This is a genomic window from Streptomyces sp. NPDC006384 (assembly GCF_042870695.1).
In the GTDB taxonomy this organism is placed as follows: Bacteria; Actinomycetota; Actinomycetes; order Streptomycetales; family Streptomycetaceae; genus Streptomyces.
Genome location: NZ_JBIAHR010000001.1, coordinates 82,998 through 96,204, shown reverse-complemented (window position 1 = coordinate 96,204; position 13,207 = coordinate 82,998). Strand labels below are relative to the sequence as shown.

Below are 13,207 nucleotides of genomic sequence, written 5' to 3'. Positions count from 1 at the left end.
GCGTCACAGCTCCGTGCCGGTGTGCTCGTCGATGCCCGCGCGGGCCCGGTACTCCCGCACCAGCCGCAGGGCGGCCGGGCCCCGCGGCCGCCGGCCCGGCCGGATGTCCACGGTGAGCGCCTTGGCCTCCTGGATGTGCGTGTTCGGGTCGAGGGACATGTGCAGCAGCTCGTTGGCCGCGTCGCCCGTGCTGTAGCCGTTGGGGCCCCAGTGGTAGGGCAGCCCGATCTGGTGCAGGGTCCGGCCGTGCACGGTCAGCGGTGGCACGCGGTCGGTGACCAGCACCCGCGCCTCGATCACGCCGCGGGCGCTGACGATCGTCGCCCAGCCGGTGTGCTCCAGGGCGCGCTCGGCGGCCAGCTCGGGGGAGACCTCGCAGAAGAACTCCGGCTGCAGTTCGGCGAGGTACGGCTGCCAGCGGGACATGCCGCCCGCCGTGTGGTGCTCGGTGAGCCGGTACGTCGTGGCGACGTACGGGAACACCTCGGAGCCGGGGGCGCCCGCGCTCGGCTGGTAGCGGTTGTCCGGGTGCGGGGGCAGCAGGTGCCGCACCGGGTTGCGCTGCTGACCGTAGAGCAGGTTGGGGAAGGGGGAGTCCTGCGGCTCGTAGTGCGCGGGCAGCGGCCCGTCGGTGAGACCGGAGGGCACGTACAGCCAGGCCTTGCCGTCGGCCTGCATGATGAACGGGTCGGTGCCCGACAGGGCATCGGGGCCGGTGGCGTCCGGCGGCGGCACATGGCCGGGGGCCCTGCCGGGAGGGAAGTCCGGGACGTCGTGCCCCACCCACTTCTCCTGCTCCTCGTCCCACCACACCAGTGCCTTGCGCGCGCTCCACGGCCTGCCCTCGGGGTCGGCCGAGGCCCGGTTGTACAGCACCCGGCGGTTGGCCGGCCACGCCCAGCCCCACTCGGCCGCCACCCAGTCCTGCTGCCCGCCCGGCCTGCGGCGGGCGGCCTGGTTCACCCCGTCGGCGCGGACGCCGCAGTAGATCCAGCAGCCGCACACCGTGGAACCGTCGTCGCGCAACTGTTCGTAGGAGGACAGGGGGGTGCCGTCGGCGTCGTGGCCGTTGATCTCGGCGAGGACCGCCTCCGCGTCCGGCTCGGACAGCTCGCCCCTGACCGGATAGTCCCAGGTCAGGTCGATGAGCGGCCGGTCCATGGGGTCGGTCGAGCCCGCGAGCTTGCGGCGGATGATCCGGCCGAGGTGATAGGTGAACCACAGGTCGCTGCGCGCCTCGCCGGGCGGCGGGACCGCCTGGTGGTGCCACTGCAGCAGCCGCTGGGTGTTGGTGAAGCTGCCGTCCTTCTCGGTGTGGGCGGCGGCCGGCAGGAAGAACACCTCGGTGCCGATGTCCTCCGTGCGCATCTCGCCCGTCTCGATCTCCGGGCCGTCCTTCCACCAGGTCGCCGACTCGATGAGGGAGAAGTCCCGCACCACCAGCCAGTCCAGGTTCGCCATCCCGAGCCGTTGCATCTTCGCGTCGGCCGAGCCGACCGCCGGGTTCTCGCCCATCAGGAAGTAGCCCCTGCAGGTCCCCGCGATCTGCTCCATGACCGTCTCGTACGTGGAGTGCGAGCCCGTCAGGCGCGGCAGGTAGTCGAAGCAGAAGTCGTTCTCCGCCGTCGCCGCGTCGCCCCAGTACGCCTTGAGCAGGCTCACCAGGTAGGCGCGCATGTTGCCCCAGTAGCCCTTGCGGGCCGCCTCGCCCCGTACGAAGGAGTCGAGGTCCTCCTGCTGGTGGGCGTGCGGCATCGGGATGTAGCCGGGCAGCAGGTTGAACAGGGTCGGGATGTCCGTGGAGCCCTGGATGGAGGCGTGTCCCCGCAGGGCGAGGATGCCGCCGCCGGGCCGGCCGATGTTGCCGAGCAGGCTCTGCAGCACGGAGGCCGCGCGGATGTACTGCACGCCCACCGTGTGCTGGGTCCAGCCGACCGCGTAGGCGAAGGCGGTGGTCCGGTCGCGGCCGGAGTTCTCCGTGACCAGCTCGCACACCCGCCGGAACAGGTCCTCGGGCACCCCGCAGATCCGCTCGACCATCTCGGGCGTGTAGCGGGCGTAGTGCCGCTTCAGCACCTGGAAGACGCAGCGCGGGTGCGTCATCGTCTCGTCCCGCTCGATCCGGCCCTCGCCGATGTCGGGGCCGCCCGAGCCGTGGGACTCGCCGCGCGCCGCCTCTGTCACCGCGGGACCGGCGCGGTTCTCGTACTCCAGGTCGCGCTCGCCGGACGCCGCCTGCATCTCGGTGCCCTCGTACTGCCAGCTGCCGTTGTCGTAGCTGCGGCTGTCGGGGTCGAGACCGGAGAAGACGCCGTCGAGGTCCTCGGTGTCGCGGAAGTCCTCCCGCAGTACGACGGGACCGTTGGTGTAGGCCACCACGTAGTCACGGAAGTACTTGTCGTTGCTGAGGACGTGGTTGATGATCCCTCCGAGGAAGGCGATGTCCGAGCCCGCGCGCAGCGGCACGTGCACGTCGGCCAGCGCGCTGGTGCGGGTGAACCGCGGGTCGACGTGGATCACCTTCGCGCCCCGGGCCCTGGCCTCCATCACCCACTGGAACCCGACCGGATGGCACTCGGCCATGTTGGAGCCCTGGATGACGATGCAGTCCGAGTTCTGCAGGTCCTGCTGGAAGGTGGTCGCGCCGCCGCGGCCGAACGAGGTTCCCAGACCGGGAACGGTGGAGGAGTGTCAAACACGCGCCTGATTCTCGATCTGCACCGCGCCCAGGGCGGTGAACAGCTTCTTGATCAGGTAGTTCTCCTCGTTGTCCAGCGTCGCGCCGCCGAGACTCGCGATGCCGAGCGTGCGGCGGGTGCGGGTCTCGTCGACCTCCCACTGCCAGCCCGCCCGGCGCGCCTCGATCACCCGGTCGGCGATCACGTCCATCGCCGTGTCCAGGTCCAGGCGCTCCCAGTCGGTGCCGTACGGGCGCCGGTACAGGACGTGCCGCTCGCGGGCGCCGCCCGTGGTGAGCTGGAGGCTCGCCGAGCCCTTGGGGCACAGCCGGCCGCGCGAGACGGGGGAGTCGGGGTCGCCCTCGATCTGGGTGACGCGGCCGTCCTCGACGTACACGTTCTGGCCGCAGCCGACCGCGCAGTACGGACAGACGGACTTCACGACCTCGTCCGCCGAGGCGACCCGCGGGGTGAGCCGCGCGCTCTTCCCGCTCTTGGCGGCGGCGCCGCGGCCCAGCGGGTCGGTGCCCTTGAGCTGGCGGTAGACCGGCCAGGAGTCGATCCAGGTGCGTACGCCCATGCTCTCCTCCGCCCTCTCGCGGTCCTCTCTCGGTGGGCTCCGCCGGCCCGGGTGTCCCATTCCCGGCGCTTCAATCCCCCGGCGTGCCCTCCCGCATCCGCTCCCGCTGCGGTACGACCGTGTACTTCGGGTCCTCGGCCGAGGCCACCCCGGCGTGGAACACGCCGAACCGCAGGGCCGCGGAACCGGCCAGCAGCGCCGCCCCGGCCACCGCGGCCGCGCCCCGGCGCCGGCCCGCCACGGCCGCCAGTACGGCGCCGCCGGCCGTCAGCGCCTCCGCCGCGCGCAGCAGCCGGCCCGCCCCGCCCTGTTCGAAGGGCTCGGCCACCATGCCCATCCGGCGCTTCATCACCCGGAAGGCACCCAGCTCCAGGACCGCGCCGAGCGCCGCCACCCGCCGCGCGGGTCCCGTCTGCGCCGCAGGCACCCCGGCCAGCGCCAGCCCCGCCGCCGAGGCCGCCGCCGAACCGGCGAAGACGTACGGCAGCTCCCGGTGGCCCCCGTGCCAGGAGGGCACCGCGGTGTCCGCGACCAGCACGGCGGTGTACGTGGCGACCGCCGGGCCGAACAGGGCGGCGCCCGCCGTGGCGGCGGCCCCGGCCGGCCGGAGGCGGCCGGTCGCGTCGGACGCCGCGGCGGCCAGGGCGAGCGGGGCGTAGCCGGCCAGCAGCCAGGAGCCCATGTTCATCGGCGAGGTGGGCTTGAAGACGCGCAGCATGTTCAGGAACCGGGCCGGCCGCCCCAGGTCGTGCACGAGCGCGCCCAGCGACAGCGAGACGGCGCCCGCCGCGCCCAGCTTCGCCGTCCGCGCCAGCGCCGGGCGTCCCGTGGCGTGCCCGCCCGCCGCCAGCAGCGACGACGCGCCCGCCAGCCCGCCCAGCCAGAGGTAGCCCGCGATGTCGAGCGCCGCCCACCTCGGCGTGTTCAGCACCGGCCTGCCGTAGTACGAGGAGAACTCGGCGTCCGGGACCACCGGCTGCTCACCGCGCCCGCGGCGCCGCCGCCGGCGCCCGGCGTGCGCACCCGCCGGCGCGTCCCGCCCGGGCCGGGCGCCCCGGACACCGTCACGGGTGACGTCCGAACCGCCCGTCGGGAACTCCGAACCGCCCGTCGGGGCGCCCTGACCCCCCGTCGAGGATCCCTGACCGCCCGTCGGTGACTCCTGGCCGTTCACCGCGGCCTCCTGGCGAAACCCACGGCGGCCATCGCGGCCAGCGAGACGGCGGCCGCCGCCGCGTGCCGCCACATCGTGGGCAGGTCCCGGGTGGTGACCACCGGGTCGGGCGGCAGCCCGTACACCTCCGGCTCGTCCAGCAGCAGGAAGAAGGCGCCGTCGCCGCCGACCCCGTCGTCCGGACTCTCCCCGTACAGCCGGGCGTCGGTCGCCCCGGCCGCGTGCAGCTGCGCGACCCGGGCCGCCGCCCGCTCCCGCAGCTCCTCCAGCGGACCGAACTGGATGGAGTCCGTCGGGCACGCCTTCGCGCACGCCGGTTCCATGCCGACGCCGAGCCGGTCGTAGCACAGCGTGCACTTCCAGGCGCGTCCGTCGCCCTCGCGCTGGTCGATGACGCCGTACGGGCAGGCGGGCACGCAGTAGCCGCAGCCGTTGCAGACGTCCTCCTGCACGACGACCGTGCCGAACTCGGTGCGGAACAGGGACCCGGTGGGGCACACGTCCAGACAGGCGGCGTGGGTGCAGTGCTTGCACACGTCGGAGGCCATGAGCCAGCGCAGCTCGGTACGCCCGTCCGGCGCCACGGGGGAGGAGGGCGGGGAGCCCAGGCCCCGGGCGGCTTCGAACACGTCCACGTCCCCGTGACCGGCCCCCGGATCCCCGCCGCCGGGCGGCTCCCGCTGCTCGATGAAGGCGACGTGCCGCCAGGTGTCGGCGCCGAGCCCCTGCGTGTTGTCGTAGGACATGCCGGTGAGCAGCAGGCCGTCCTCCGGGACGGCGTTCCACTCCTTGCAGGCCACCTCGCACGCCTTGCAGCCGATGCACACGGAGGTGTCGGTGAAGAAGCCGACGCGGGGCGGGGGATCGGGGTGACCGGCCGCGGCCGCCACGTCCGGCTCCGGCCCGGCGAACCGGTGTGCGCGCCTGCCGGTCCGGACGGCGCCGGCGTTCTCCTCGGTCATGCCCGTACCTCCACGCCCCTGCCGCTCGCGGCGTCCGGCTCACCGGCCCGGGTGGCCCGGTGGTGCCCTTCCGGGCCCGGCTACGGGTGCCCGGGGCGCGCGCGTCCGAAACGGACGACGAGGGCCTCCCGCCCCGGGCCGGCGGGGCGGGAGGCGAGCCGGTCGCGAGCCGGACGCGGGTCAGGCGACCGGGGGACCGGTGATGCGCCGGCCCTCGTCGTCGTAGGGCCAGACGTTGGTGGTGCAGCCGTGGAGCCCCTTGATCTGCTGCATCATCACCGGCGCGGGCCGCCCCGGCCCCGGGCACCCCTCATGGCCGTGGCCCAGGAAGTGCCCGACCTCGTGGTTGACGATGAGCGCCCGGTACGACGCCACGTCGTCCGCGTAGTACCGCGTGGCCAGCAGCCACCGCTTGAGGTTGACCATGACGTCCTGGCCGACGTTGCAGTTGACCTCGCCGCCGGTGTCCAGACCGTAGTAGCCGCACATCCGGTCCACCGTCGCCGCCGTGGCGAGCCGCACCCGGAAGTCCGACGTGTCGCCGGTCACACGGCGGAAACCCACCTCGCCGCCGGCCGTCCACCCCCGCTCGTCCGCGAGGATCCGGTCCACCTCGGCGGCGACGTCCCCCGCCTCGAGCCCGATGCCGTCCTCGACCTCGACCACGTAGGTCAGCGTGCGCCCCTTCCCGCCGACCCGCTCGCCGCCGCCCCCGGCGACGGTGAACGTCCCCGGCCCCTCGGACGGGATCCCCGAGTCGTCCGGGGAGTACTCATCCTCCTGCTCCTCCCGCCCGGCGGGGCCTTCGGACGCCCGCGTGCCTCCCTGGAGGGCCGCTCCTGCGGCGAGCAGCAGCACGACGGCGGCCGCGAGCCCCGCCCACAGGGCCGGTTTCCTCCGGCCCCGCCCGCGGCGGGCGCGCTCCCCGGGCCGGTGCGGGCGGGAGGTGTCGGCGGGCGGTGCGGGCGTCGATCGGTGCGCGTTCATGACCGTGCAGCCTGCCGCGGCCGTGTGATCGCCCGTGGACCGCTTGTGGACCGCTCTGTAACAGCCGCCCGCCCGTGCGCGAACACCCGTTCCCCCCGGTACATACTGGGACGCATGCCACGGGTCCTGATCATCGAAGACGACCGCGCCGTCCGGGAGGGCGTCCGCCTCGCCCTGCGCCGCCAGGGGCACGAGGTCGCCGCCGCCGCGACCGGCGAGGACGGGCTGCGGGAACTGCGGACGTTCCGGCCCGACGCCGTCGTCCTCGACCTGATGCTGCCCGGCATGTCCGGACTGGAGGTGTGCCGCCGCATCCGCGCGCACGACCAGGTGCCCATCATCATGGCCACCGCCCGCGGCGACGACACCGACGTCGTCGTCGGGCTGGAGGCCGGAGCGGACGACTACGTGGTCAAGCCCGTCCGCGCCCGCGTCCTGGACGCACGCATCCGGGCGGTGCTGCGCCGCGCGGGCGGCCCGGCGGACGGCCACGGCGCGCCGCGCACCGAACAGCACGGCGACCTGACCATCGACCGCGCCGGACTCACCGTCACCCACCAGGGACGGCCCGTCGCCCTCGCCCCCTCCGAGCTCCGCCTGCTGCTCACCCTGTCCGCCGCGCCCGGCCAGGTGTTCAGCCGCCGGCAGCTCCTGGAAGCCGTGTGGGAGCACAGCTACCACGGGGACGCGCGGCTCGTGGACGCCTGCGTCAAACGTCTCAGGTCCAAGATCGGCGAGCCCGCGGACCGGCCGCGCCACATCCACACCGTGCGCGGTTTCGGCTACCGGTTCGGACCCCGGTGAGGACGGTGAGGCTGCCGCGCGCACTGGGCGGACTGCGCGTACGGCTGGTGGTGGCCTTCGCCTTCGTCGCCGCCACGGCCACGGTGACCACGGGCGCGCTGACCTTCCGCGAGGCACGCACCGGCATCCTCCAGCAGAGCCAGGACACGGTGATCGAGGACTTCCGGGACCGGGTCGACACCCTGGTGCCCAACTACCGCTTCCCGCCCGACCGGGCGGACCTGGAGTCGTTCGCCGCCGACGTGGCGCGCGGCGGACGGTCCCAGAACTGGCGGGTGCTGGCCGCCTACCGGGGAACGAGCGCGACCTCCGGCCCCGGCGACGCCTTCGGCGAACTCACCCCGCGGATGCGCGAGTCCGTGCGCTCGCGCCGCGTCACGGTCTTCCAGCGCGTCACGAGCGACGGCCGGCCCGCCCTCGTCGTCGGCACGCCCGTCACCTTCGCCGGCCCGTACGCCACCGCCGAACCCGCCTCCGGACTGGAGGTCTACCTCACGGTCCCCCAGGACGAGGAACAGGGATACGTCGAAGCCCTGGTCAGCGCCGTCGAACGCGCCACCGTGCCCGCCCTCGTCCTGGCCGTCCTCCTCGCCCTGCTGGCCGCGCGCGGGGTGCTGCGGCCGGTCAGGGAACTGCGCCGGGCGACCCGCAGCATCGCCGAGGGCCGGCTCGACACCCGGCTCGCCGTGCGGGGCACCGACGAACTCGCCGAACTCTCCCGCACCTTCAACGAGACCGCCGAGGCACTGGAGAACTCGGTCGCGGAACTGCGGCGCATGGAGGCCGGGGCCCGGCGCTTCGCCGCGGACGTCTCGCACGAGCTGCGCACCCCGCTGGCGGCGATGACGGCGGTCACCGACGTCCTGGACGAGGACGCCGCCGGCCTGGACGACGACACCGCGACGGCCGTACGCCTCATCAGCGAGGAGACCACCAAACTGGCCGCCCTGGTGGACGACCTGATGGAGATCTCCCGGTTCGACGCCGGCGCGGCCGCCCTCCACCTGGACGACATCGACCTCGCCGAGTCCGTACGGCGCACCCTCGCCACCCGTGGCTGGACCGGCGCCGTGGAGACCGCCCTGCCGGAACCCGGCACGCTGCGCGGCCGCGTCGACCCGCGCCGCCTCGACGTCGTCGTCGCCAACCTCGTCGCGAACGCCCTCCGCCACGGCCGTCCCCCCGTGCACCTGCGCCTCCACGAGCACAACGACCCCGAAGCGGGCCGGCAGGCGGTCGTCGAGGTCCGCGACAGCGGGGACGGCATCCCCGGCAGCGTCCTGCCGCACGTCTTCGACCGCTTCTACAAATCGGACACCGCCCGGGTCCGGAGCGAGGGCAGCGGGCTCGGACTGGCCATCACCGCGGAGAACGTCCGCCTGCACGGCGGCACCGTCCGGGCGGCCAACCGCCCGGAGGGCGGCGCCGTCTTCACGGTCGTCCTCCCCCTGCGCCGGGACGGCGCGGCGGACGGAAAACGGAACCCGGCGAAGGAGAGCCGGCCATGAACGTCCGGCGCACACTGCCGGCCCTGCCGGTCCTGCTGACCGCGGCCCTCGCCCTGTCCGCCTGCGACATCCCCGCGACCGGGGTCGTCGAGGCCGGCGAACCCGCCACCGGCGTCCTCGAGGCGCCGGACACCGCCCCGGCACCCGGACGGACCCGGCCCGCGCCGGCCGTCACGGTCCCGCTGTACTTCGTCTCCGGCGGTTCCCTGGTCGCCGTCCCCCGCACACCGCCCGGCGGGGCGGAACTCGGCAGCACGGTGATGCTGCTGTTCCGGGGCCCGGACGCCGGGGAGCGGGCGAGGGGACTGACGACCGAGCTGCCGCCCGCCGGCGCCGCGCCCACCGTACGGACCGACGGGGCGACGGTCACCGTCGAGCTGCCCCCGGCCGCCGCCCCGCTGAGCGACACGGCCGTCGACCAGCTGGCCTGCACGGTCGCCGGCGCCCGGCTGCGCCAGGACCCGGAACTGGGAAGCGCGCAGGTGACCGTGGAGCAGCCCGGCGGCCGGCTGGCCGGCCGGTCCAGCGAGGACTGCCCGGACATGCCGGACGGCCGCCCCGCCGCCGTGCCCTGACCCCTCCGGCGCCACCGGTGCCGAAGCGGCCGTACCACCCCGCCGCCTGAGTGCCCGCCAGGTGGCCCACCCCGTCCGCCTCGGGGCCACCCCGGCGCAGTACCGGCTCGCCCCGCCCGAGCTGGGCGAACACACCGAGGAGGTGTTCCGCGCCGGCGAGCGGCACGACACCTGACACCGCCGCGGCGTGGCCGTACGCCTGGTACCCGGGCCCCTGGGTACCCTCCGCCGCATGGCGGTGGACGAGACGACCGGGCCGCCGCGCCGGACACCGGCGCGGCGGCACACGGACCGCACGCTCGGGCGGGCACTGGTGCGGTGGACGACGACGACCGATCACAAGGTGATCGGCAATCTCTACATGACGACGGCGTTCGGCTTCTTCCTCCTCGGCGGCGTCCTCGCCCTGCTGATGCGCGGCGAACTCGCCCGTCCCGGGCTGCAGCTGCTCTCCGCCGAGCAGTACAACCAGCTCTTCACCGTGCACGGCACCATCATGATGCTGCTGTTCGCGACGCCCCTGTTCGCCGGTTTCGCCAACGCGGTCATGCCGCTGCAGATCGGCGCCCCGGACATGGCCTTCCCCCGGCTCAACGCGCTGTCCTACTGGCTGTACCTGTTCGGCGGCCTGATGGTGGTCTCCGGCTTCCTGACCCCGTCGGGGGCGGCCTCCTTCGGCTGGTTCGCCTACGCGCCGCTGAACAGCGCGACGTTCAGCCCGGGGGCGGGCGGCGACCTGTGGACCATGGGGCTGGTGGTGAGCGGCGTGTCGACCACGCTCAGCGCGGTCAACTTCATCACCACCATCCTGTGCCTGCGCGCACCCGGCATGACCATGTTCCGGATGCCGATCTTCACCTGGAACGTGCTGTTCACGTCGATCCTGGTGCTGCCCGCCTTCCCCGTGCTCACGGCCGCTCTGTGCGCGCTGGAGGCCGACCGGAAGTTCGGCGCGCACGTCTTCGACGCCGCCAACGGCGGGGCACTGCTGTGGCAGCACCTGTTCTGGTTCTTCGGGCATCCCGAGGTGTACATCGTCGCGCTGCCGTTCTTCGGCATCGTCTCCGAGATCATCCCGGTCTTCAGCCGCAAACCGATCTTCGGCTACGTCAGCCTGATCGGCGCCACCATCGCCATCACCATGCTCTCCGCCGTGGTGTGGGCCCACCACATGTTCGCCACCGGGGCCGTGCTGCTGCCGTTCTTCTCGGTGATGTCGTTCCTCATCGCGGTGCCGACGGGAGTGAAGTTCTTCAACTGGATCGGCACCATGATCCACGGCTCGCTGTCCTTCGAGACGCCCATGCTGTGGTCGCTCGGCTTCCTGGTGACCTTCCTGCTCGGCGGCATGAGCGGCGTCCTCATCGCCTCGCCGCCGCTGGACTTCCACCTGACGGACTCGTACTTCATCGTCGCCCACCTGCACTACGTGCTGTTCGGCACGGTCGTGTTCGCGATGTTCGCCGGTTTCTACTTCTGGTGGCCCAAGTTCACCGGCAGGCTCCTCGACGAACGCCTCGGGAAGATCCACTTCTGGACGCTCTTCACCGGCTTCCAGACCACGTTCCTCGTCCAGCACTGGCTCGGCGAACAGGGCATGCCCCGCCGCTACGCCGACTACCTGGCCGCCGACGGCTTCACGGTCCTCAACACCGTCAGCTCCGTCGGCGCCTTCCTGCTGGGCCTGTCCACGCTGCCCTTCCTCTACAACGTGTGGCGCACCCGCCGGTACGGCACCCGCGTGGAGCACGACGACCCCTGGGGCTGGGGCCGCTCCCTCGAATGGGCGACCTCCTGCCCGCCGCCGCGCCACAACTTCACGTCGCTGCCCCGGGTGCGCTCCGAGTCCCCGGCGTTCGACCTGCACCACCCCGACATCACCCGACACGACCAGAGGCACGTGCAGTGAGGACCGAAGCCCGTCTGTTCACCGGTGTGGCCGCCTTCTTCGCCGCCACCGCCGTCCTGTACGGCTGGTGGTCGGCCGAGCCCGCCGGCACCGCCGCCCTGACCGTCGCCTTCCTGATGGCCTCGCTCGTCGCGTTCTTCCTGCGCGTCCAGCACCACAAACGCGGCTTCCGGGCACAGGACCGCGACGACGCCGAGGTCGCCGACGCCGCCGGCCCGCTGGACTTCTTCCCGCCGCACAGCCCCTGGCCGATCACGACCGCGCTGGGCGCCCTGGTGATCGCGCTCGGCGTCGTGTGGGGCCTGTGGCTCGCCCTGATCGGCTTCGGCGTCCTCGCCCTCGGAGTCGGCGGCCTGGTCCTCCAGTACGCGGACCGGGGCGTTCAGCGCTCCAGTCCGCCCGAGGACGGCTCCGGCTCCGCCTCCTCGCCGGCGTCGACCCGGTCGCCGTAGTACCACTGGCTCAGCGTCGCCCGCAGCCGCCCGACGCGCGGCGCCTCCTCACCGGGCGCCGTCCGCGCGAGCGGCTCGGGCTCCTTCCCCGACCGCAGCACGTACCGCTTGCCGGGGCTCAGCGGCTCATGGCTCTCGGTGTAGCCTCCCGCGAGGGTCTGCCGCAGCTCGCCCGTCTCCTCGCCCTCGGCCAGACGCGCGCGCTCCGACTCCCGCAGCGCCAGGCAGACCCGCTTGGTCACCATGAACGCCACCGGCGGCAGCACCACCAGACAGACCCGGAACACCCACGTCAGCAGGTTCAGCGAGACGTCGAAGGTGTGGGCGAGGACGTCGTTGCCGCCCGCGAGGAGCAGCACCGCGTAGAAGACGATCGCGGCGACGCCGAGACCGGTCCGTACCGGCCTGTCCCGGGGCCGGTCGCACAGATGGTGTTCCCCGTGGTCGCCCGTCACCCACCGCTCGAAGAACGGGTAGGCGTACAGCACGGCGAAGAGCAGGAGCGGCAGCAGCACCGCCGGCACCAGCACGTTCCACATCAGGGTGTGCCCGGCGACCGTCGTCTCGAAGGGCGGCATCAGGCGCAGCGAGCCCTCCAGGAAGCCGACGTACCAGTCCGGCTGCGAGCCCGTCGAGACGACGTCGGGCCGATAGGGGCCGTACACCCACACCGGGTTGATCTGCGCCACCGCGGCGAGCACCGACAGGAGCCCGGACACCATGAGGAACAGCCCCGCCGAGCCCGCCGCGAACTGCGGGAACATCGGCTTGCCGACGACGTTGCGCCCGGTGCGGCCAGGCCCCGCCCACTGGGTGTGCTTCAGATGGAAGACCAGGATCAGATGGGCCGTGACGAGCGCCAGCAGCAGCCCCGGCAGCAGCAGGACGTGCACCGAGTACAGCCGGGGGACGATGTCGTGGCCGGGATACTCGCCGCCGAACACGAACATGCCGATGTACGTGCCCACCACCGGCAGGGACAGCATGACGCCCTGCGCGATGCGCAGCCCCGTACCGGACAGCAGGTCGTCGGGGAGCGAGTAGCCGGCGAAGCCCTCGGCGAGCGCCAGTGCGAACAGGGTGACACCGATCAGCCAGTTGACCTCGCGGGGGCGGCGGAACGCGCCCGTGAAGAAGACCCGCAGCAGATGCACCCCGATGGCCGACAGGAACACCAGGGCCGCCCAGTGGTGCATCTGCCGGATCAGCAGCCCGCCGCGCAGTTCGAAACCGATGTCCAGCGTCGAGCGGTACGCCTCCGACATGCGCACCCCGGACAGCGGCCGGTAGGAGCCGTCGTAGACGACCTGCGTCATCGACGGGTGGAAGAACAGGGTCAGCCACACGCCGGTCAGCAGCAGCACGGCGAAGCTGTAGAGGGCGATCTCGCCGAGCAGGAACGACCAGTGCTCCGGGAAGGCCTTGCGCAGCAGCCCTCCGCCCTCGTACACGGGCAGCCGCGCGTCGGCCCGGTCGACGGCGCGTCCGGCCGCGTCACGGGCCCGCGCGGCGGCGCGGGCCCTTCTCCTCTTCAACAGCACGCGCCATGGGTTCCCCGGCGCCGCTGCCGGAAACTAC

At 73.3% G+C, this 13,207-nt stretch carries 10 protein-coding genes; 5 read left to right on the top strand and 5 right to left on the bottom strand.

The window, feature by feature from the left end; translation table 11 throughout:
* Positions 1 to 3: 3 nt before the first annotated feature.
* The 4 genes from fdh to ACFYOJ_RS00435 form a co-directional block, all read right to left on the bottom strand.
* Positions 4 to 3,258 (bottom strand): formate dehydrogenase, encoded by a 3,255-nt coding sequence (fdh, locus tag ACFYOJ_RS00450; RefSeq protein ID WP_356552428.1) that lies wholly within the window; start codon positions 3,256 to 3,258, stop codon positions 4 to 6.
* 70 nt (positions 3,259 to 3,328) lie between these two features.
* Positions 3,329 to 4,231 (bottom strand): NrfD/PsrC family molybdoenzyme membrane anchor subunit, encoded by a 903-nt coding sequence (gene nrfD, locus ACFYOJ_RS00445; RefSeq protein WP_356552580.1) that lies wholly within the window; start codon positions 4,229 to 4,231, stop codon positions 3,329 to 3,331.
* Between the two features lie 197 nt (positions 4,232 to 4,428).
* Positions 4,429 to 5,394, bottom strand: coding sequence for a 4Fe-4S dicluster domain-containing protein (locus ACFYOJ_RS00440; RefSeq protein ID WP_356552429.1), 966 nt, complete (start codon positions 5,392 to 5,394; stop codon positions 4,429 to 4,431).
* A gap of 180 nt (positions 5,395 to 5,574) precedes the next feature.
* Entirely contained in the window at positions 5,575 to 6,381 is an 807-nt protein-coding gene (locus ACFYOJ_RS00435; RefSeq protein WP_356552431.1) for a DUF3152 domain-containing protein, read from the bottom strand.
* 114 nt (positions 6,382 to 6,495) lie between these two features.
* On the opposite strand from ACFYOJ_RS00435, the gene ACFYOJ_RS00430 reads away from it, so the two are divergent.
* The 5 genes from ACFYOJ_RS00430 (at position 6,496) to ACFYOJ_RS00410 (ending at position 11,629) form a co-directional block, all read left to right on the top strand.
* A complete protein-coding gene (locus ACFYOJ_RS00430) occupies positions 6,496 to 7,185 on the top strand; it encodes a response regulator transcription factor (protein ID WP_356552433.1) in 690 nt (229 codons plus the stop codon).
* A gap of 11 nt (positions 7,186 to 7,196) precedes the next feature.
* Positions 7,197 to 8,693: a HAMP domain-containing sensor histidine kinase gene (locus ACFYOJ_RS00425; RefSeq protein WP_356552582.1), complete on the top strand. Its 1,497-nt coding sequence runs from the start codon at positions 7,197 to 7,199 to the stop codon at positions 8,691 to 8,693.
* Entirely contained in the window at positions 8,690 to 9,268 is a 579-nt protein-coding gene (locus ACFYOJ_RS00420; RefSeq protein WP_356552434.1) for a hypothetical protein, read from the top strand. Before ACFYOJ_RS00425 ends, ACFYOJ_RS00420 begins: the two co-directional genes overlap by 4 nt.
* A gap of 187 nt (positions 9,269 to 9,455) precedes the next feature.
* The gene (gene ctaD / locus ACFYOJ_RS00415) at positions 9,456 to 11,177 is read left to right on the top strand and encodes a cytochrome c oxidase subunit I (RefSeq protein ID WP_388596054.1); all 1,722 of its coding nucleotides are present in this window, start codon (positions 9,456 to 9,458) and stop codon (positions 11,175 to 11,177) included.
* On the top strand, positions 11,174 to 11,629 hold the full coding sequence (locus tag ACFYOJ_RS00410; protein WP_356552437.1) for a cytochrome c oxidase subunit 4: 456 nt from the start codon (positions 11,174 to 11,176) through the stop codon (positions 11,627 to 11,629). Before ctaD ends, ACFYOJ_RS00410 begins: the two co-directional genes overlap by 4 nt.
* Here ACFYOJ_RS00410 and ACFYOJ_RS00405 read toward each other — a convergent pair.
* On the bottom strand, positions 11,560 to 13,170 hold the full coding sequence (locus ACFYOJ_RS00405) for a ubiquinol-cytochrome c reductase cytochrome b subunit (RefSeq protein WP_356552438.1): 1,611 nt from the start codon (positions 13,168 to 13,170) through the stop codon (positions 11,560 to 11,562). The genes ACFYOJ_RS00410 and ACFYOJ_RS00405 overlap by 70 nt on opposite strands.
* Positions 13,171 to 13,207 lie beyond the last annotated feature (37 nt).